Here is a 22105-nt window from a genome sequence, read left to right as displayed (position 1 = left end):
AATAAATACCCAAATAATTATGTATCTTGTATTACTTTTTAAACAAGATATGATTAATTATTATGCAATCATTATATTAAACTATTACATATAATAATAGAAATAACTATCACAAATAAGATATAATTCTTAACATTGTGAACAATTGATGACATTAACTTTTAAGGGGAATACTTTGTCCAACTTTAATTCAATTAGAGACATCAAACCATTGTTAATACAGTCTCATTTCAAACCTTATCCCACGTGTTTTTATGTAATCGTTCATAAGTATAACCTCGAATATTAATTACTTACTTCTACATTTAATACAAATCGACCTGCTATTTAATTGATTTACTCCTTTTTTATTTTACTTAATTAAACGATCTTGCATTAAGTTGTGTAAGAAAATCAAAATACTACCTTTAAAAAAGTGAAAAAGCTCTTCGAATTTAGAAGAGCGTTTCAGAGTTGATGTTAAATTTTAATTGACTTACAAACTGTTTAATATTCTGTTAGATTTCACTAAGTAAAGGATATTAAATTAGGTTTTTATCGTAAACTTTTTTTGATGAATTAGTTGATTGGAATGGAGGGATGCTCGACTCCTATGGGATATGCGGGAAGGCTGAGACCCCGCAGGCTTGCCGAGGAGGCTCAGCTCTCGCCCCATGGAAAGCGAGCATCCTGTAATGGAAATCAACATCACTCTACTCCTTTACGAAAATTTGATAATTAATTGACAAGATTGTTTTTCAACATATTAAAAAGCTCTTCGAATATCGAAGAGCTTTTTTATATTACATACCCCAAACTAATGTCCAAAGAGTACCGAAGACAATTGCTACAGCAATAAATACTGCGTAGCCTAAATTGATATATAATACACGTTTGTTTTCATTTTCATTCATATGCATGAAAACAATTAACTGAAGACCGCCTTGTAATAATGCAGTTACAATTAAAATAATAAATGATACATTAAATGGTAAATTTAAATAGTAAACACTTAAAGCTATGATTGTTAGAACAAGTGATTGGATGAAGCCAACCACTTGATGCTTAGGGAATAATGCGCTCATCCAATCAGTCCTTTCACGTAAACAAAACTGAAGATAAAGATCCATACTACGTCTAAGAAGTGCCAGTATAATGAATAAATAAATGTTTTGTTTGCTGTAGTTTCTGTAATTCCCTCACGAGAAACTTGAATTAAGATTGCAATACCCCATAACATACCGAATGATACGTGGGCACCGTGAGTACCTAATAATACGAATAATGCTGATAGTGCTCCACTACTTTGGATTGTTGCACCTTCATGAACATAAGTAAAGAACTCTGTAATCTCTACTCCAAGGAAGACTGCACCTAAAGCTAGTGTTAAAACAAGGAAGCTTATAAAAGCTTTTTTGTGATTTAATTTTATTGCGTTCACGACTAAACCAATCGTAAAACTACTTGTTAATAGGGCAAATGTTTCTATCATTACACCTTTCATCTCAAATAATTCTTTTTGAGTAGGTGCTGAACCAGTGTTATTCGCTAAAGTGAAGTAAACTGCGAACAATGTTCCGAATAAAGCAATCTCCGCTCCTAAAAATATCCAGAAGCCTAGAATCTTATTAGAACTTTCTTCACCTAGACTATACAGAGGCCTGCTGCTCATAATGATCACCTCGTAATTTTTTCTCTGTTTCAATAATTTCTTCTTTATGAATATGGTAGCCATGATCGCGTTGGAAAGAACGTGCAATTAAGCATAGTGCGACAGGAACTGCAAATACAATCATTGGTACCCACCATTCAAATATTAAGAAGAAACCAAATGCCATAAATGCTGCACCTAAAATGAAAGGTATACCACTATTACTTGGCATATGAATATCTGTAATCTCGCCTTCAAGTAAAGATTTACCTTCTTTTTTAGCTTTCCAGAATGGATCTAAAGAATCAACTTTTGGAATAACTGCGAAATTATAAGGAGCAATTGGACTACTTGTTGCCCACTCTAATGTTCTTGCATTCCATGGATCACCAGTTGTTTCTCTTGGTGCGTAACGTACACTGTAATAAATATTGTAAACAAGTAAACAGAATCCGACTGCTAACCCAACAGCTCCAATTGTAGCAATCAAGTTTAAAGGTCCGAAACCTGACTCTGCACTATAAGTATAAGTACGGCGAGTCATACCTTTTAATCCTAATAAGAATAATGGGAAGAATGTTACGTTAAAGCTAACGATAATTGTCCAGAACGTAATCTTACCAATTTTTTCATCTAATTTGAAACCAAATACTTTAGGGAACCAATAGTAGAATCCTGCGATTACCGCAAAAACAGTACCTGGAATTAATACATAATGGAAGTGAGCAACTAAGAACATCGTATTATGATATTGGTAGTCAGCACTTGCCATAGCTAGCATTACTCCTGTAACCCCACCGATTGTAAAGATCGGAATAAATGCTAGTGAGTACAACATTGGAACGGTAAATTCGATCTTACCTTTTCTTAATGTAAACAACCAGTTAAATATTTTAACACCGGTTGGTATACTAATTGCCATTGTTGTAATACTAAAGAAGCCATTTACAACAGAGCCTTGACCCATTGTATAGAAATGGTGAACCCATACAAGGAAACTTAGAGCAGAAATGGCGATCATACTGACAACCATGCTCTTATATCCGTATAAATTCTTTCTTGAGAATGTAGCTATAATTTCACTATATATACCGAATGCTGGAAGAATAACGATGTAAACTTCAGGATGTCCCCAAATCCAGAATAAGTTCGCCCAAAGCATATCATTACCATGTGCCATCGTAAAGAATTGAGTACCAAACTCACGATCAAACATCATTAATGCTAAAGCTACAGTTAATACTGGGAATGCGAATACGATAATAACGTTTGTAATTAAGATACTCCATGTAAACATTGGTAATTTCATTAATTTCAAACCTGGTGCACGCATTTTTAAAATTGTAACGATAAAGTTAATACCAGTCATCAATGTACCTAGACCAGCAATTTGAAGCGAAATTGCGTAATAGTTATTCCCAACTCCTGGGCTGAATTGCTTACTAGCTAGAGGGAAGTAAGCTGTCCAACCAGCATCTGGTGATCCACCGATAACAAAGCTTAAATTTAAAAGCATTGCACCTGCAAAGAATAACCAGAAACTTACTGCATTTAAGTAAGGGAATGCTACGTCACGAGCTCCGATTTGTAAAGGAATAACGATGTTCATTAATCCAATAATGAAAGGCATCGCCATGAACAGAATCATAATTAAGCCGTGTGTTGTAAAAATTTCATTATAATGCTGTGCATCTAATATTTTTAAATCTGGTCCTGCTAACTGTGCACGCATTAATAATGCATCTACTCCACCACGGAATAGCATTAATAATGCACACAGAATATACATTACACCGATACGTTTATGGTCAACAGTTGTTAACCATTCTTTCCATAAATAACCCCATTTTTTAAATTTGGTTAAACCAATTACAATAGCAAGAGTTACAACAACGATACTCACCATTGCGCCATAGATCATTGGTTCACCTGTTACAAAAAAGTGATCCCATTTAAAACCCATTATTTCATCCCCTCCATATTATCCATGTCATGGTGATCAGATGAATCCTTCATAGAACCATGTTGATGTCCTGCATTTTTACCTTCTGGAGCTGGTCTAAATCCTAAATGAGTTGAACTATATGTCTTTCTACCTAAATGTTCAATTTTTAGTAATTTATTAAACTCTGTTTCTGTTAAAGCAGGAGCTGTTCCTTTAACGTCTTTCACCCAGCCGTTAAAATCCTTATTATTCATTGCTAGTACTTCAAATTCCATTCCAGCAAAGCCTTTACCATTGAAGTTACTGTTCTTACCAATGTAAGAACCTTCATTTGAAGCAACAAAATTTAATTTAGTTACCATGTCACTCATCGCGTATTTTTGTCCACCTAATTGTGGAATCCAAAAACTTGTAATCGGACCGAATGAATAAAGTCTGAATTCTACATTTCTATTCGTTGGAATATTTACATAGTTAACAGTTTCAATTCCTTGTTCAGGATAAGAGAAATGCCATTTCCAGTTTGAAGAACTTGCGTAAATAACAAGCGGTTTATCATTTTCATGACCTTTTGGTACAGTTTCAACTGCATTAGTTGTTTTAACAGTTACTACAGATAAAACTGCAACAATAATTATTGGGATGACAGTCCAAATAATTTCTAGCGTTTTACTTCCCTCTTCGTGAGGAGGTTCGTAATCTTTTGGAAGTTTACTAGCACGATATTTATATAGAATAACAATATAAAGAATGTAAACTACTAGTAAAACTCCTAACATCATCAACATTGAGAAGATAATCGTATCCGCTTGCGTTTTAGCAACTGGACCCTTTGGATTAAGAACTGCAATCTTATCACAAGCACCCATTACTAATGCAACCAGCATGATCATCATGCCCATTAGAAATTTTTTCATTTCGCTCTTCCTTCCTATAACGTAAGTAAAAAGTTCAAAATAGTTTTTTTGAATTATTTCTTAGATAAGTATTTTTATAAATTGTCACTAAAATGACAAACAATGTCCACAGTTATAGTAAGATACTTTAATTAAAAAAACAAACAATTAATTTCCTTTTTGGAAGGAAAAAAACAGTGTTCACATTTTAGACATATTTGAAAATATGATTTTTTCTTAAAAACCTATATATACCAACGGCTGTACTCGTTTGCTCACTTATTCACAACGTTCACATTTTAGACAAATATTAGATTTTGATTAACTTTTCGTTCACATTTTTGAAACATACATATTAGTAAATTAGTATAATATTTTTTTTAGAATTTCACAAAATAATCTGTATTTTCACACAAAAAAAATAACGCAGAATGATCTGCGTCAAAATACAGGGTTATTAATTTGGTGAAGAGAAAAACTACTGTCCTAGCACGTTCTTCTCTTCTTTAGGGTTTTGGGGGGTTCTAGGGTTGCATTCCACATTTTACTTTTTAATGTGCATACAAACGAAGAACTAAGAAAAACAATGGTTTATTTCTTAAACTTCTTTTATTAATTTTAGATTACCATAGTTGAAAATGATTATCAATACCAATTATTGGTTTTTTTATTAGAAACAGAAATATTCTATATACCAAATGATTAATATAATATGTTCATAAAGCACTTTGCAATCAAAGTTGGATTTTTCAATACTAAGTTTTTTCCTGCTTGCAAATTTTGAATTGTCACTTCTTTCCTTTGAACCCTCTACTGATTTCTTTTTTTGTACAATCTATATAGGAAGTTTTAATATTGTTTAACTCCTTATTTTTAAAGATAAGCGAATTCTATGTAAACATAGAAAACCTACTTGGAAAAATTAAACTCATTTAATTTTCAACGTAATTTAAGTTATAATTGTAGAAAAAAGGTGGGACATTTATGCCTCAATTATTAATCAAAGGGATTTCGACTGATGATATTTGCAAAATTAGCAAGCCATTGATCGATGAACTCGCAGTGGTTTGTGAATGTGGAACTGATAATTTTACGGTTGATTGTATTCATTCAACTTCAATTTTTAATGGCGAAATTGTAGAAAGTTTTCCATTTATTGAAGTGAAGTGGTTTGAACGTGGAGTTGAAACTAGAGATCGTTTCGCAGCTACAATTGAGAAACATATTAACACATTAAATATTCCTGAATTTGAAATTGCTTTTATTACATATCAAGAGGATTGTTATTATATAAATGGGAAGAGATTTTCATAATGATATTTCGAAATAATTTAGGTCAGCAAATCGGCTGACCTTTTTTTTCGGTAAAAATCGATATTTCCGGGGCATGTGTACCTATAGGACGATGTCATTTCGGGACATTTCAACTATGTGGACAAATATACAAACTTAAAAAAATGGTCAACTAACTAAGTACATGATTAGTAAAATTGAATATTAGTATATTAATCGGACAAGTAGGACACAAAAAAATACTACCGATTAGGGAAAGGTGAATAAAAATGAATTTTGAAATTGCAATGACAGCATTTGTTTTCATTATGACAATGGCTGTCATATTCTGGAGACCAAAAGGAATTCATGAAGCATGGCCTGCTTCAATTGGAGCAATAATCATTCTAGTAACTGGAATTGTTAGTCGCCACGATTTATATGACATAATAACGAAAATCGGTGGAGCTTCAATTACAATTATTGCAACAATTGTTATGGCTGTTATTTTAGAAAGCTTCGGGTTCTTTCATTGGTCAGCAGCTCGACTAGTTACTTTGGCAAAAGGATCTGGGTATCGGTTATATTGGTATATCCAACTATTATGCTTTTTGATGACCTTACTCTTTAACAATGATGGCAGTATTCTAATTACAACTCCAATCTTAATCCTTCTATTAAAAAATCTTCGTCTAAAACCACACCAACAAATTCCATATTTATTATCTGGAGCGCTTATTGCAACAGCATCTAGTGCGCCAATCGGAGTAAGTAATATTGTAAACTTAATCGCGTTAAAGATTGTGCATATGACACTTTATATGCATACAGCAATGATGTTCGTCCCTGCAACATTAGGTTTATTGTTTATGTCGGTGCTCATGTATGTTGTATTAAAAAATAAATTACCTAAGACTTTACCAATTTCAACAGACGATATTGAAGAATCGTTCTTTATAAAAAACTTCCATCCACTAAAAACAAAAATTTCAGTTGAAACGAAAAAGAAACGTACAAATTTTATGTTAAAAGTTCTAGCTTTCGTATTCTTAATGAGATGTTTGTTATTCGTTGCATCTTACTTTTCAATCCCAATTGAATTAGTTGCCGTACTTGGCTCCTTAGTCTTATTAATTTGGAGATGGTACCACTTAAGAACAACTCCTACAGATATCTTAAAAAAGACACCTTGGCAAATATTAATTTTTGCATTTTCAATGTACGTAATCATCTATGGGCTTCATAATGCTGGTTTAACGGAGTTTTTAGTAAAAGAATGTGAACCAATCGTTAATCAAGGATTATTCCAAGCGAGTTTTATTATGGGCGGTTTAGTAACTGTTTTATCCAATCTATTCAATAATCACCCTGCGCTTATGATTGGAACAATTACACTAACTGAAATGGGTCTTGACCCAATCACTTTAAAAACGATTTATCTTGCAAATATCATCGGAAGTGACATGGGTTCATTATTATTACCAATTGGTACTCTTGCTTCATTAATTTGGATGCACATATTAAAACAAAATAAAATTAAAGTAAAATGGAAAGATTATTTAGGCGTTACAATAATTGTTATCCCATTAACAACGGTTGTTACATTGTTTCTATTATACTACTGGGTACAATTAGTATTCGCACACTAATCAATACTTTTACCTCTAGGAGGAGATCTACGTGAGTGATGTATCTACATTACTTGGAGAACAAGTCTCGGTAAGATTATCTGGAGACGTCATATTCGAAGGAATTCTTACTGATTTAGGACAAGATATTTTAGTCCTTTTTAACGGCATAAAATATTATTATATCCCTTGGATGCATATCCATATGGTATATCAAAATAATGATTTAAAAGAAAAAATAAATAACCCTAATGAACCATCCATTACGCAGGAAATGGAGACAATTTCTTATCGTAAAATTTTACTAAATGCTAAAGGAATATTTTCAGAAATCTATGTAACTGGTAATATAACTTTTCATGGCTATATTATGAACGTATTAAATGATTATCTTGTATTTTACTCACCTGTATTTCATACAATGTATATTTCTTTATCACATTTAAAATGGATCACACCATATAACCATAGAGTGGTGCCATATAATTTAACAAATGAGACACTATCAGTTCATCCACCTACTACACCAATACACAGATCTTTAGAAATTCAGCTTAGAAAAGAAATTGGAAAGCTTGTTATTTTTGATGGTGGAACAGATCCAATGAAGATTGGGCTTTTAAATAAAGTAGATAATAATCAAATAGAACTTTCCGTAGCGAGTGGACAAAATGTTTACCTAAAACTGGGACATATTAAATCGGTCCACTTACCTTAGCTGGATATTACCTTTGATACAAAATGTATTTAAAGGTTTTTTTTTGATTAAAAAGCAGCGATTCACTCACTTTCAAAATCTTAATGCATCTTAAGTAAAAAAAGCCCCATGCAATGCTTGGGGCTCTTAATCTTCTAATCTTTATTTACGTAAATTGATCCATTCCTCGTTTTTAAATTAAGTTGATGTTCGCCATTTCCAACCATCGCCTTATTTGTATGATTTTCATCTTTATTTTTCATTTCCCATCCAATATTACCACTAAAGCTACCATCATATGTTTCAGCATTGATCGTTAGATTATTATCTTTTAGTAGGTCGATTTGAATTTCACCATCATCAGAAGAAATTTTACTATTACCATTTAATAATGCATCCTCAACATTAATTGCACCATTATTTGTTTTTGCATTAATTTTCCCTTTATAATCACTTAAGTTAATTTCTCCATCATAAGTCGTTATTTCGCTTGTTCCTTCTATATTTGCATGTTCAATCGAAATGCTACCATCTCTAGTAGTGGAATGTAAATAACCAGAAATATTTTTGATTGTGATTTCACCATCATTCGTTGCAATTTCACTATCACTTTTTAAATTTACATTCGTTAAGCTGACCGAACCATTTCTAGTTTTTGCAACTAAGTTTCCAGTTACATTTTCAATATTGATTTGACCATCATTTGAATTTATTACTGTTTTATTGTCTCTATTTGATAAATTTACAGAGCCATTTTTTACATTTATATTCGTTAAAATGCTTTTAGGTAAATCAATATTTAGCTGTGAACTGTCATTATCAAAGTGAAAAATCTGATTGTTTTCATTACGAATCTCAATAATCATTTTATTACCAAATGTTTTTACTGAGTAATAATCTGATATTTTTTCATCGTCTTTTTTATCCCGATCCGGAACTCTTATATTACCATTTACGGTTAATGTACTAGAATCCGTTCCATTTACACTAATATCACTATTATTAGCTTTAATAATAACTTCATTAATTGATGAAGTGATCGTTTTCGAATCATTTATTTCAATATTTTTAGACTTGAATGTATAACCAATTTCTTTGACAAACAATTGACCAATACTAAATAGGATTGAAACAGCCATCATTAGTATAAGTAAAAAAATACTAAATCCATGAAAACGAAGTGAATCTTCTTTTCTTACTATATGAAATAGTAATATTTCAATCCCTAATAAAATACAAGCAACTGGCCATGCACTAATTAGAATCTTTGAATAAGGGATTGAAATAAAATTCTGTAGAAACCAAAGTAAACCAATTGCGATTAATATAATTCCAGCTGTTATCGTGCCTACTTTCCAATTCCTCATGCTTCTTTTTTCGACTTTCCAGTTAATAATTTAATACCAAGTCCGACAAAAACAATACTGATTAATAAATTTTGTACTAAATTATAATCAATAAAGATATTATAATGTCTAGAAATATAATCAGAAGCGTTCTCTAATAAAGATAAGCAACCAAAACCGATTAATACCCAACCAATTAAAAACTTATTAAATTTAAATTGATGTTTTACGATTGGCTCATCTATCAATTCAATGTCCTCACGATATTTACTATGATATTGAAGTGCATCAAAGTAGCTATAAAATACGATGACCGGTATAAAAAAACCAAAGCTTGAAATTAAATGTGTTAAAAATACTGTACCGAAAAATAACAGCATAAACTGCAATCCTCGACTCATTAATCCTAAATAAAAATGGCCAAGACCAGGTAAGATCGATAATAAATAAACTAATTTTTTACGTTTTTTCAAAGTTTGTACCTCCATTATTTTTTATTTCCTTTCAAAATTTTTGGAATTGGAATTGATAGTTTAATTTTTTCACTTTTTTCAATTAACGAAGACGTCTGATCAATCGTTTGTACAACGTGACGATTTGAATTAGTAATCCGTTCAGTTAATTGAAATTGGAAAAATAAAAATGTTGCTGCAGCAGCCAATACTAAATGGATTAAGCGAACTTTTTTTGAATTTGTTTTAGATTTCTTTTCATTCACTTTTTCCGTAATCTGTATGGATTCAGTTTGTTTCATTATTTCGTTCACTAGCTCATCTGAAAACTGGAAATCAGATGGATTCATCCATTCCTGGTCTAATTCATTAAGAAGTTCAAGTTCCGCCTGGCATGAGATACATTCATTTAAATGCTGTTCAAGCAACAGAGATTCTTTATTTGAAAGCTTCTTTTGTTGATACGATAATAGTTGGTCAGAAGTTAAATGTTTCAAATGATCCCTCCTTTATGCTTGTCTTTAATTAAACGTTTGGCTCGATATAAACGTGATTCTACTGTTTTAACGGCTACATTTAATTTCAAAGCAATTTCCCCATAGGTAAGTTCTTCAAAATAATATAATTTCAGTACATCGCTATATGCCTGTGGCAATTCAATTAAATATGAATGAATAAGTTCTTTATCAATCGTTTTTATTAAAGCTTCTTCAGGTGATAATAAATTCTCTTCTGGTAAAGTAGAAAGTAATTCACTAGTTTCATTTTCCTGTTGTTTTACTTGTTTTCTTTTAAAATCAATTGCTTTATTCATTGTAATTCGATAAACCCATGTGGCAAAACTTGATTCTCCGTTAAAGTTTTCGAGAGAACGATACAATTGGAGAAAGACTTCTTGCGAAATATCTTCAGCATCCTTTTGGTTATTTGAAACTTTCAGCGCTACTGCAAATACCTTTGATTGGTATCTAACTATTAATTCCTTAAATAGTTGATGATTCCCCTTTATTATATTCCTTACTAATTGTTCATCCGACTCCATTGCATCACCTCTTTTCCGTTGCCAAAAAATTATAAAAATCATTAAATGTGTTTTTATAGATTTTGTTTATTTCCCTATTCTACGTGTCCGATTTTGCCTAGTTAGGCTACTTTCGTTTGATCCAACACTCCAAGGGCGTAAATTCGGATACAACGAATCCTACATATTAGTAATGACGTCTATGTGTCAGATTACTAATTTATATCGTGACAAGTTGATCGCTGCGTTTAAATCTCGATCTATTTCATAACCACATTCACATTTGTATAATCGGTCTGATAGTTTTAAATCTTTTTTCAATTTCCCACAACTTGAACACGTTTTAGAAGATGGGTACCATTTATTAGCTTCAACTAATGCAATATTATACTTTTCACATTTATATTGAATCTGGCGTTTGAATTCAAATAAACACTGTTTCGCAATTGCTTTTGAAAGGTGTTTATTCTTCATCATCCCTTTGATATTTAACGATTCTATTACGATACGACAAGGTTTGGTTTTCACGATCTCGCAAGTGGATTGGTGAAGATGATTAAGTCTGATAATTGACAATCTTCTGTAGATGTGCTGTATCTTCTTTTCGATTTTTATAATGTTGCTTGTTTTGACGAAACGGTTTCCCTCCTTATTCATTTCATATTTGCGAGAAACTTGACCCTGCAACCTACGTAGGCGTTTCTCTGATCTTCTAACAGTGCTTGTTTTGTTAATATTTTTCTTTCTGGTGCCATCTGAACAAACAGCTAATTCTTTAATTCCAACATCAATTCCAAGTGAGACATCTGTAAGTTCAACTGTTGGTTTTAATTCTTCTATTCCTACTGAAAGATACCAGTATTTTCCGTCGTGACTAATTCTAGGATTATAGAATTTTACATCTTGTATAATTTCAGAAGCTACAACCCATCCTACTTTTTCAATTAATACTTTATTTCCTTTTACTAACAACTTCACATTATCGTTATAAAAAGATGGTTTCGATTTTTTTCTACTTTTGAATCGTGGTTTATCAGCTAATCCTTTAAAAAACTTTTTATACGCACGACAAAGGTCCTTTATCGCTTGCTTTGTAATATTATTCGATACTTCAAACAACCAAGATAATTCATCAGTTTGTTTTAATACAGTTAATTCTTTTCTTAACAAGCCCTCAGAAATAAATTTCCCACCGTTTTTATAGCTTTCTTCTTGTTTTGATAATGCCCAATTATAAGCCCATCTAGCAGTTCCTACTGATTTCCATAATTGTATTTCTTGTTCTTTAGTTGGCCTTAATCTCACTTTCTTCGCAAAAATCATTGTTTTGTCCAAGTTTTTAAGAGTTTGTCCAGTTCTCCCTATCTTATTGGCACAACCACCTATCGAATTTAATTTCAAATAACTCACCTCATGTATATTTAAACACACTGAGTGATTTTCGTTTTTAACGAATTGTGATATTTTTATAAATTTTAAATCTAGATTAATAGATGTTTACTTGTTTACTCTTACATGACTTAGACGAAAATAATTTTATAAACCCTGCAAAAAATTAAATTTTTTTGAAAAAGTTTTTTTAAGACTTCATTTAAGCTAACTTTATTAGTTTAAATGACTTAATTAAACTAAATAGTTTGTGAGTAATTACTTATATAATGAATAAAAAAAGCTTGTAATATGGAGTACAAGCTTTCCGGTTTGATGAATATTTAAATAGTTATATATTCGAACTCAGAGCGAAGTGAAAAGTTATGATAACCGATTTAACATTTCTATTTATGACTTCCCTTTTTTCATTCACGGTTCCCATATCTCTTTAATTTGTCTCCTAGCTTTAAGAGTGAATATTAAAAACATAACCTATTGAACCTCAGGAATACTTTTTAAATCCTTAATATTTGTTCGCATATGGTTCATTATTTCGTTGTATCTCATTTTGCCATTTTTCAGATTGACTTCATCAATATTTTCCAAAGACATAATTTTAAAGTTACGATTATCACGATAGTAATTATACGTTGGAAAAAAGCTTGGATTTGCCAATTCAATTTTCACATTTTGATCAGTGCTAGTTTTTATCACATCAATTGTACCCATTCCACCAATTAACTCATAAATTTCATCTTGAGCTGATAAGTAATTTCCTAATGAGTAAAAGACGATTGTTTTATTCCCCATTTTACCAGTGATCCACGCCGGCGGTTGAAGAACATGTGGATGATTTCCAATAATAATTTGAACTCCCATATCAGCCAATTGTTTTGCAAGATTCTTTTGGGTAGTGTTCGGCATTCTTTCATATTCAACACCCCAATGCATAGCAACTACTACAACATCTGATATTTTCTTTGCCCGCTCAACATCACCACGTATTTTGCCAAGGTCAATCAAATTTACTAAATAATCTTTTCCTTTAGGGACGGGAATCCCATTTGTACCAAATGTGTAAGCAAGAAATGAAAATCGAATATTATTTTTATTTATCACTCTAATTTGGTCATGATCTGCTTGTGATATAAAAGCACCTGTATATGGCATATGAATAGCGTCCCAATGGGAAATCGCACTTCGTATAATTTTTTCACCTCGATCAAGCGAATGATTATTGGCCAGTGTTACAAAATCCACCCCAGCCCCTTTGAGTGCATCTCCTACTTCATATGGACTATTAAACGCTGGATATGTAGATAATCCGAATTGCTTTCCACCAATCATCGTTTCTTGATTCGCTACTAAAATATCTGGCTTTTCCATCGTTTTTCTAACTTCATCAAACATTTTATTAAAGTTATATACACCATTCGGAAGCATAGCATCTTCATAAACTTCATTATGAATTAATAGGTCCCCCACGGCACCAACGGTTACCTTTGAAACATCCTGACTTATTTTTTTTATCGGTTCTTTCTGCTCTTTAACCTGTTCTGTATTTCGTTTATTATCTTTTACATTGTGATCCTCTTGATTATTTCTTGTACACCCACAAAGTAAAGCAAAAAAACAAGTTACTAATATTACAATTAATTTTTTCATCTTTTTCTCTCCTGTTAAAGGGAGGTTCATTGGAATGCATAGCATAGAGAATGACAAAACAATCCGAACCTTTATCTATTTATATTTTAATCCTTATCATCATTTAATACTCTTTAAGATCCTTAAAACTTTCGTCGATCACTGACGTTTCCGACTGTACTCCTTTTAAATTATTTCCATTTTTTAACAAACAAGCAATATATTTTACAGTGTTTATTTAGAAATATCAATCAATATCAATCGTTTAATTTAATAGATTTTAAAAATTGAGAATTATTGGACTTTACTAATGTTAAACTATTAAAATAATAGCATGATCACATTTTTTGATTTTTAAATAGAACACAAATTCATATTTAATAATTCTTAAAACGTTTTGAAAGATAAGGAGAGAACAATGAATAGATCAGAAAAGTTATTACAATTAAAGAAAGAGATAAGTCATGTGATCATTGGTAAAGAGGATGTCGTTGAAATGATTTTCATCGCTCTCATTAATAATGGGCATATTCTATTAGAAAGTGTCCCTGGTACTGGAAAGACACAATTAGCTAAAAGCTTTGCCAAAACGATTAATGGATCGTTTAAAAGAATTCAATTTACTCCGGATTTATTACCTAGTGATGTAACAGGTATTCAATTCTTTCATCCAAAAGAACAAGACTTTCAACTTCGAATTGGTCCTGTTATGACGAATATTTTATTAGCAGATGAGATTAATCGTGCTACACCTAGAACCCAAGCTAGTTTATTAGAAGTAATGGAAGAACGCCAGGTAACAATCGATGGAGAAACTATTCCTCTTCCAAATCCGTTTATTGTTATCGCAACTCAAAATCCAATTGAATCACAACAAGGTACGTTCCCGTTACCTGAAGCACAAATGGATCGATTTTTTATGCAAATTAGTTTGGAATACCCTACATTTGAAGAAGAAAAAAGCATTATGAAGTCATATCGTTCTAATACCCCGTTTTCGAATTTAAAAAATGTACTAACTTTAGAAGAAATTGATGAAATGAAAGAACAGGTGAAGACTGTTACAATTTCGGATGAAGTAGAGGATTATATTTTAAATATAATTCATTCAACGAGAAATCATGAAGATATTCAACTTGGTATTAGTCCACGAGGTACATTGGCACTAATGAGAGCTTCACAAGGTAAAGCATATATAAACAATAGGTCATTTGTCACCCCACAAGATGTGAAGGATGTTGCGATTTATCTCCTCTCACACAGATTAGTCTTGACCCTTGAAGCATCCTTAAAGAAAAACTCTATACAAATTATTGAATCAGTTTTAAATGATGTTGAAGTTCCTGTAGAAGCTGGGGCTGGTCAATAAATGACTTGGCATAAAGAAATACATGGTAAAAATTCACTTGATATACTAATTATTTTTGGGGTCATATTTTTAATCATTAATTTCTTTCAATCTACCTATTTAGTAATGTTTTTAGGGGGATTTTTAATAATCATTAGTTTGATGAGTCGATACTATTTAAAACATATTTCTGATCACCTGATCATCGAAAACGACAAGGAACCCATTCGAGTTACAGTCGGGGAACAATTTAATTTACCTATAAAGATAACGCAGAATCATTGGTTACCAATTATTAACGCAACAGTTCGAATAAAATTAGAATCAATAGTAGATAGTATAAATTTTAAAACTGTTAGTAACGATTCAAATTTAGAAATAATGATCCCTATTCAACTAAAAGGTAACGAAACGCTCCAGGTTAATTTACCGCTTTCAGCTACTAAGCGTGGTGTTACTAGAATTAAACAAGTAGAATTAAAAATTTCAAATTTTTTCAGTTTAGGCTATATCTATATAACCTATAAACCATTTTTATATAAAGAAATTATTATTTATCCTACTTTAATTTCTGTACCTCAAATTGACCAAATAATTTCAACTAGCTCATATGGCAGCTTTGTAACAAATACTAGTATGTTTGAAGATTTTCTAGCTCCGATTGGAACAAGAGACTATGTGTATTCAGACTCATTTCATCGAATCCATTGGAAGGCTAGTGCTAAAACTCAAGTACTTCAAACGAAAATTTATGAACGAACTGCCGATTATTCAATTACATTTATTATAAATTTACGAAAACCTCATCATGATAATTTTAGATTAAGTATAATTGATAACATCGAATCAATTGCTAGTAATATTGCCTATATAGTTCAATATGCTGAAATAAAAAATATAAATTATGAAATATTTCTAAATTTGAACATGGAAAGTGGCGTTCCTGTTTATCATTTACCTATTGGTGGTGGTAAATCTCAATTAAGTAAAACTTATGAAATTCTTGCTCGAATAAATGGCGCAAGAATGACACAGCCGATCGATAGATTACTGCATTACGTAGAAAAGCAACAACGAAAATCTCCTGTTGTTATTTTATGTGGCCCGTTCGGTAAGCATGGAGATCGATATTTCGCTCAAATGCGAAAACGTGGCCAAAGCATCTATTATCTACAAGATGATTTAGAAAGTCCAACACTTGTTCCATTTGGACAACATTAAGTCGAAAGGATCATGCAATGATTTTACGCTTACTTTCTACATACTTTTTTTCATTAGAATATCTATTACTCTATTTAATCGTTTTATTCTTATATGAATCAAAAAATCAACTGCCACCTACTTTGGCGTTCATTTGTATTTTTATGATTGGAAATCTATTTTTACTTTACTCAATACGAAAGTCTCAAGTATCACGAGTTATTCCATTTCTATCAGCCATTATTTCTGGAGGAATCAGTTACACTCTTGGCTTAAATTCTGTTGCATCTATTTTATGTGCTAGCTTTATCTATTTTCGACTTGAGGCTTTTCTTAAAGACACTTCGTTATGGATCGAAGAACGACATAGATTACAAATTATTTTTTATTTAACAAGTTTGGTAGTCCTCTTTTTTGGCTGGACTTCACATTATTCTTATATGAACTTGATATTATGGATCATCATCATTTTTACAATTCTATTTAGTTTAGGTAGATACTTTCAACAAGCAGTCACTACACAAACCATTAAAAACTATCGAGGAATTATAGGATCTATTAGTATAGCAGCCCTACTTACTGGAATCATATCGTTAATCTTACCGATCTTAAAGTGGGGGATTTTTAAATTACTAGACGGTTTATTTAGAGCAGTTGGTATTTTAGGAACTCCTTTGTTTAACTATGTAGATCACATCACTATTAAAGAGAAAAAAAATAAGCTAAGTCAAAATTTAAGTGCAGAAGATAAACTTCCACAAAACATCCGTAATCACCATTATATTTTAGAGTCGACTCCTACTTGGGTATGGTTAATTTTACTGATGATCGTTTTAATCGTAATTTGGCTAATCATAAGAAAGCTTTCTTATATACGCAATAAAAAACATACTGTCCAACATGAAATCAGTATTGAATCTTATGCAATACCAGAACACAAGAGGAAAAAAAGACGATTTTTCAAACACTCTGCCCCAACAGAGCAAATCAGAAAACTAATCTTCCAACTTCAAAAATATGCATCTAAATACAAAATGGGTCGACACCAAAATGAAACATTAAAAGAGTGGTTGGAGCGAATTCAAATGCCGTATGAAGATGAACTAATCAATGCATATAACTCAGTGCGCTATGGTAAAGGTGAAATAAAGGATATTGAGAAATACGAAGAACAAGTGAAAAGGATTAAGAATCGGATTAAAAGCAAAAATAAGGAAGAAGATAAAGAATAAATTAGATACCCAAACCCTGTACTTAGGTTTGGGTTTTCACGTTGTTCAAAAGGTTGAGACTTCAATTAAATCGGTTCAAGTGCAATTAAAAATACCATTACTGCAATTAAATTTGGCAAATCTGCAATTAAAATAACCAAATCTACAATTAAAACTATGAAAACTGCAAATAAGGCTTGGTATCATGAGGAAATAGTTTATCAGATTCAAAAAATAGAAGAAATAACTATAAATTGAGTGAGAATCGTTCAAAACTAAACATGATCCAAGAAAAAAACACAATCCATTCACTTGACTAGGTTTGTGTTTTCTCCTCTTTGTATTTAATTCTTATTGTAAACTTTCGTACTGATTGTATATTTTTCAATATTTTGCATATGTGGGTCGTACCCGATGCCTGGTTTGGTTGGTACGGTGATCATTCCGTTTTCTACGGTTACTTCTGGTTCGATAATATCTTCAGCCCAGTATAATGCAGATGCTGCTGTGTCTCCGGGTAGAATGAAGTTAGGTAATGATGTGATTGCAATATTATGGGCTCTTCCGATTCCTGATTCTAGCATTCCACCGCACCATAATGGAATTCCATTTTCTTGGCATAGATCATGTATTTTTCTTGATTGAGTTAGTCCTCCAACTCGACCAATTTTAATATTAATAATTTTACAGCTTCCTAGTTTTAGTGCTTTTCTAGCATCCTCTAGTGAGTGAATACTTTCGTCTAAACAGATTGGAGTTTTCATTCTTTCTTGTAAATCTGCGTGATCGATTATATCGTTGTATGCAAGTGGTTGTTCGATCATCATTAAATTATAGTCATCTAATGCAATTAATTGGTCCATATCAGATAATGTGTATGCTGAATTCGCATCCGCCATTAAGGGAATAGTTGGATAAACTTTTCGTACTTTATCGATCAGTTCAAGATCCCAGCCTGGTTTAATTTTTAATTTAAATCTTTTATAGCCTTCTTCAAGTCGGTTTTCGATGATTTTAATCGTTGAATCAATTGAATCTTGAATCCCAATGCTTACTCCTACTTCGATTTCCTTTTTCGTTCCACCTAACGCAGTTGAAAGTGAAATATTTTCTTGTTTAGCATAAAGATCCCAAATTGCGCCTTCGATGGCAGCTTTGGCCATATAGTTCCCACGAATATGTGAGAAATACTTTTCGGAAAGTTCGTCTGGATGGTTAATATCATTATTTAAAACGATTGGAATTAGATAATCTTCTAGAATATGCCAGTTTGTTTTTACAGTTTCCTCATTATATAGTGGATCAAGCATTGCAACAGATTCAGCCCAACCTGATATACCGTCTTCGCTGATCGCTTCTAATAGAATGAACTCACGGTCATATTCAGTTCCAAAACTCGTTGTAAATGGATACAATAAATCTAGCTTCATATGGCGTAATATTACTTTATTAATTTTCATTTCCGAACTCTCCTTTATTACTTTTCTATTTGTTCAGTACATAAAAATGAACTGGCACTTCCGTTTCTGAATTCTTATAAAATCCAGTAACTTTCCATCTGCTTTGAAATAATTTTTTAAAGGACTCTCTAGTAAGCATTCGCCACTGGGTTGCAACTTTTATATTCGTGTCTCTAATTGTTCGGAAATCTTTTGGAACCGCAATAAAGGCTAAATCGCTAAACATAGCGGTATCGTTTTGAATCGGCACTGGTATTCCTTCATTGTTTTCTTCCCATTTAATAAGAGAATTTTTAACTGCTTCATCTAATTCAAATGGTCTCAAATTCTCTTTTTCCTTTTCCCCTTTTGCAATATACCATTCAACTAGAAAACGGTCTGATGGAATTCCACTATTTAGTAAGTCTTCCATTTCTCCATAGCAGTTTTCAATATACGTATTACAAACTCCACCTAACTTTGAAATATTTAAATAGCCATTTGCGGTTTCTAATGGATCATAAGTCCAAGTAATCAATTTATAGCCGAGTTTAATAGCTTCTTCTCGCTGGGCAATTTTAAGCAATTTTCCAATCCCTTTATTACGAAACTCTTGGTCAATTCCAAGCATATGTGAACAAAGATATACATTTTGTCCATCATATCCAGGAAAACTATATTGAAATCCAACCATTTTCCCTTCAAAAAATGCACCTAAAACTAAGCCACCATTTTTTGCAGCTGTAATTGTTTGATGCGTAGGAATCGAATCCTCAAAACCCCAAATTTTAGATTCTAATTTTCGCACCTGCTCCATTTCTTCTATTGAATGAAGGGAACGGATTTTAATCCCAGAATTAACTTCAGATTGATTCAGTTTGTCCATCATGTCATTCACCTCTTCATTGTTCTTGTTCTGATGCTAATAAAACTGTTTGAGTTAAAATTTTCGCTCCATAATGAAGTGCTTCTAAATTAAAACTCATATGAGGATGATGCAACCCTGGCGTTAATCCACAACCTAAACCGACCATTGTAGCAGCGATTTCAGGATATTTATTTGTATAGAAATGGAAGTCCTCACCACCATTTGATATACACTCAGGCACTACGTTTTCATGTCCTATTATTTCAGCAATGGCTCTTTCGGTAATTTTTATTGCTTGCTCGTTTTGTATGGCCGCTGGAACAAATTCTTCCATAGACCACGAAATCTTAGCTTTTGATTCAATCATCGTTTCCTCAAAAACCTCAACTGTACGTGCGTTTAATTGATTCATAATGTCATTCGTTTGCGCTCTAACATCAAGTGAAAATTTTACTGTTTCCGGTATCGTATTTGATGCTTCATTTTCAGTTTGAATTTGAGTCATTTTAATTGAATGAGGGATATCTGTATTTAAATTGATTTGCTTTAATTTATTTACTATTTCCGCAGCTACTTCAATTGCATTAATACCATCTTGTGGCCTTGATGCATGTGCTTGAATTCCTCGAATTGTACCTTTAATCGTTTCAGCCGAACCATGTATGATCACAGGAGATGCCTTTTGAAAAGGTACTTCTCTTTCTGGTCTTAAGTGTACGCCAAACAATGAAATGACATTGTCTAATGCACCATCTTCCATCATTTGAAGGGCTCCTTCACCCTTTTCTTCGGCTGGCTGGAAGATAAATCGAATTGTATGTTTTGGCTTTATCCCACTTGCAGAAATGGCCAACGCTGCATATAAAACCATCGTACTATGAGCATCATGACCACATGAGTGATTTGCCATTACAACACCGTCAACTTCTTGAACTAGTGCATCCATATCAGCTCTTAGCGCTACAACTGTATCTTTTTGTCCCTTAAGTTCAGCAATAAAGCCAAAATGTTTTTTAAACGTTTTAATCTCAACATCTGCACCATTCAGTCGTTCTCTTAAATACTTTGCTGTTTTTTCTTCTTGCCAACTAGGCTCAGCTAGCTTATGTAAATCCCTGTAAGTCTTTAAAATATTTTCTTTGTTTTGATCTAGATAAGATTGTGGATTCATAAGATATGCTCCTAACTGTTTTTTCTATTCAATAAATACTTCATAGGAAGAATAAATTTTTTCCAATTTTTGTTGATACATCTGAATTCTTTTTTTGTCTTTTTCATATAATCCAGCAATCACTAAATTTAATAGACTAATAACTGATGCGATTGAGTTAGAACCACTTTCCACGTTCTCTTCTGTAGTTAGAACAATATCTGCAATTCGACCAATTGGTGATAATAATCGATCAGTAACCGAAATTAAACTTACTCCATTTTCTTTCGTACATTCTGCAATTGTTAGTGTTTCCTTTGCATACCTTGGAAAAGAAAATGCAACAACAACTGATTTTTCTGTTAAATTACAAAACTTTTCATAAAAGTCACCTGCTGGAGAACAATACATTACGTTTCCTCTAATTGAGCTCAACGTATTCGAAAACCAATACGCAGCTATATGAGATACACGATGACCAACAATTAACACTTGATCCGCACAGGTAATTGCTTCTACAGCTTTTGAAATTTCCTTAATATTCGAAGGTTGTAATAAGTTTCTTAAAATATTGACTTCATTTTCGATAATTTTTGTAAAAGTATTTTGACCTTCTACATTTTTTATCTCTTCTTTTTCTTTTATATAATCGGCTTTATTTAAATGAAGAAACTCATTTTGAACACTTAACTGCATATCACTGAAGCCTTCAAATTCGAGTGCATATGAAAGACGAATGACCGTTGTTTCACTAACATCAGCTTTTTTTCCAATTTGATAAGCAGTTTTAAAAGCACACTCCTCAAGATTTTCAATCATATAAGTCGCTACTTTTTTTTGCCCTGGTGATAATTGTGAAAATTTTTCTTTAACTAACAATTTAAAATTAGGTCGCTCCATTATTTTTAATCCTTCCAATGATGAAGTTTATCCTTCACTTATTTTAAAAGTTGCAGTTAATACTTCTTTTTCTTATACATTATCATA

At 32.0% G+C, this 22105-nt stretch carries 20 protein-coding genes; 6 read left to right on the top strand and 14 right to left on the bottom strand.

Annotated features, from left to right (window positions below; genetic code table 11):
* Positions 1-782: 782 nt before the first annotated feature.
* Genes qoxD through qoxA form a run of 4 tightly spaced genes read right to left on the bottom strand, consistent with a single transcriptional unit; the run spans position 783 to position 4492 of the window.
* The gene (gene qoxD, locus AN960_RS17510) at positions 783-1064 is read right to left on the bottom strand and encodes a cytochrome aa3 quinol oxidase subunit IV (RefSeq protein WP_056474017.1); all 282 of its coding nucleotides are present in this window, start codon (positions 1062-1064) and stop codon (positions 783-785) included.
* The gene (locus AN960_RS17505) at positions 1061-1660 is read right to left on the bottom strand and encodes a cytochrome c oxidase subunit 3 (protein WP_056474257.1); all 600 of its coding nucleotides are present in this window, start codon (positions 1658-1660) and stop codon (positions 1061-1063) included. Before AN960_RS17505 ends, qoxD begins: the two co-directional genes overlap by 4 nt.
* Entirely contained in the window at positions 1629-3593 is a 1965-nt protein-coding gene (gene qoxB, locus AN960_RS17500) for a cytochrome aa3 quinol oxidase subunit I (protein ID WP_056474015.1), read from the bottom strand. Before qoxB ends, AN960_RS17505 begins: the two co-directional genes overlap by 32 nt.
* Positions 3593-4492, bottom strand: a complete 900-nt coding sequence (gene qoxA / locus AN960_RS17495) for a cytochrome aa3 quinol oxidase subunit II (RefSeq protein ID WP_056474012.1) — start codon at positions 4490-4492, stop codon at positions 3593-3595. Before qoxA ends, qoxB begins: the two co-directional genes overlap by 1 nt.
* 963 nt (positions 4493-5455) lie before the next feature.
* Here qoxA and AN960_RS17490 point away from each other — a divergent pair.
* From AN960_RS17490 to AN960_RS17480, 3 genes are all read left to right on the top strand, one after another.
* Complete coding sequence (locus tag AN960_RS17490; protein ID WP_056474010.1) at positions 5456-5785, top strand: DUF1904 family protein; 330 nt, start codon at positions 5456-5458, stop codon at positions 5783-5785.
* Between the two features lie 248 nt (positions 5786-6033).
* The gene (locus tag AN960_RS17485) at positions 6034-7392 is read left to right on the top strand and encodes an arsenic transporter (RefSeq protein ID WP_056474007.1); all 1359 of its coding nucleotides are present in this window, start codon (positions 6034-6036) and stop codon (positions 7390-7392) included.
* Between the two features lie 31 nt (positions 7393-7423).
* A complete protein-coding gene (locus tag AN960_RS17480) occupies positions 7424-8089 on the top strand; it encodes a YwrJ family protein (RefSeq protein WP_056474004.1) in 666 nt (221 codons plus the stop codon).
* Positions 8090-8223: 134 nt separating this feature from the next.
* Here AN960_RS17480 and AN960_RS17475 read toward each other — a convergent pair whose 3' ends face one another.
* The 6 genes from AN960_RS17475 to AN960_RS17450 all read right to left on the bottom strand — a co-directional run bounded on the left by AN960_RS17475 (position 8224) and on the right by AN960_RS17450 (position 13923).
* Positions 8224-9435, bottom strand: coding sequence for a DUF4097 family beta strand repeat-containing protein (locus AN960_RS17475; protein WP_056474001.1), 1212 nt, complete (start codon positions 9433-9435; stop codon positions 8224-8226).
* Positions 9432-9887 (bottom strand): hypothetical protein, encoded by a 456-nt coding sequence (locus AN960_RS17470; RefSeq protein ID WP_156339715.1) that lies wholly within the window; start codon positions 9885-9887, stop codon positions 9432-9434. The genes AN960_RS17475 and AN960_RS17470 overlap by 4 nt, the downstream gene beginning before the upstream one ends.
* 14 nt (positions 9888-9901) lie before the next feature.
* On the bottom strand, positions 9902-10363 hold the full coding sequence (locus tag AN960_RS17465) for a hypothetical protein (protein ID WP_056473996.1): 462 nt from the start codon (positions 10361-10363) through the stop codon (positions 9902-9904).
* The gene (locus AN960_RS17460) at positions 10360-10908 is read right to left on the bottom strand and encodes an RNA polymerase sigma factor (protein ID WP_056473993.1); all 549 of its coding nucleotides are present in this window, start codon (positions 10906-10908) and stop codon (positions 10360-10362) included. The genes AN960_RS17465 and AN960_RS17460 overlap by 4 nt, the downstream gene beginning before the upstream one ends.
* 186 nt (positions 10909-11094) lie before the next feature.
* The gene (locus AN960_RS17455; protein ID WP_056474254.1) at positions 11095-12210 is read right to left on the bottom strand and encodes an RNA-guided endonuclease InsQ/TnpB family protein; all 1116 of its coding nucleotides are present in this window, start codon (positions 12208-12210) and stop codon (positions 11095-11097) included.
* A gap of 540 nt (positions 12211-12750) precedes the next feature.
* The gene (locus tag AN960_RS17450; protein ID WP_056473992.1) at positions 12751-13923 is read right to left on the bottom strand and encodes a CapA family protein; all 1173 of its coding nucleotides are present in this window, start codon (positions 13921-13923) and stop codon (positions 12751-12753) included.
* Positions 13924-14320: 397 nt separating this feature from the next.
* Here AN960_RS17450 and AN960_RS17445 point away from each other — a divergent pair, with 397 nt between their 5' ends.
* The 3 genes from AN960_RS17445 to AN960_RS17435 are packed head-to-tail and all read left to right on the top strand — an operon-like array spanning position 14321 to position 17682.
* Positions 14321-15271, top strand: coding sequence for an AAA family ATPase (locus AN960_RS17445; protein ID WP_056473988.1), 951 nt, complete (start codon positions 14321-14323; stop codon positions 15269-15271).
* Positions 15272-16471: a DUF58 domain-containing protein gene (locus AN960_RS17440; RefSeq protein WP_056473985.1), complete on the top strand. Its 1200-nt coding sequence runs from the start codon at positions 15272-15274 to the stop codon at positions 16469-16471.
* A 17-nt stretch (positions 16472-16488) separates the two neighbouring features.
* On the top strand, positions 16489-17682 hold the full coding sequence (locus AN960_RS17435) for a hypothetical protein (protein WP_056473982.1): 1194 nt from the start codon (positions 16489-16491) through the stop codon (positions 17680-17682).
* 323 nt (positions 17683-18005) lie between these two features.
* Here the strand turns inward: AN960_RS17435 and menC are convergent, their stop codons facing one another.
* From menC to AN960_RS17415, 4 genes are read right to left on the bottom strand one after another with little or no spacing between them, the layout of a single operon-like run.
* The gene (menC, locus tag AN960_RS17430) at positions 18006-19121 is read right to left on the bottom strand and encodes an o-succinylbenzoate synthase (protein WP_056473981.1); all 1116 of its coding nucleotides are present in this window, start codon (positions 19119-19121) and stop codon (positions 18006-18008) included.
* Positions 19122-19146: 25 nt separating this feature from the next.
* Positions 19147-19986, bottom strand: a complete 840-nt coding sequence (locus tag AN960_RS17425; RefSeq protein ID WP_056473978.1) for a GNAT family N-acetyltransferase — start codon at positions 19984-19986, stop codon at positions 19147-19149.
* Positions 19987-20002: 16 nt separating this feature from the next.
* Positions 20003-21139 carry an amidohydrolase gene (locus AN960_RS17420; protein ID WP_056473974.1) on the bottom strand — a complete coding sequence of 379 codons (1137 nt, stop codon included), beginning with the start codon at positions 21137-21139 and terminating at the stop codon, positions 20003-20005.
* Positions 21140-21163: 24 nt separating this feature from the next.
* Positions 21164-22018 carry a MurR/RpiR family transcriptional regulator gene (locus AN960_RS17415; protein ID WP_056473972.1) on the bottom strand — a complete coding sequence of 285 codons (855 nt, stop codon included), beginning with the start codon at positions 22016-22018 and terminating at the stop codon, positions 21164-21166.
* Positions 22019-22105 lie beyond the last annotated feature (87 nt).

It is taken from the genome of Bacillus sp. FJAT-25509, assembly GCF_001420605.1.
In the GTDB taxonomy this organism is placed as follows: Bacteria; Bacillota; Bacilli; order Bacillales; family Bacillaceae_G; genus Gottfriedia.
The sequence above is the reverse complement of the archived record's forward strand: the minus strand, read 5'-3'. Positions and strand labels throughout refer to the sequence as shown.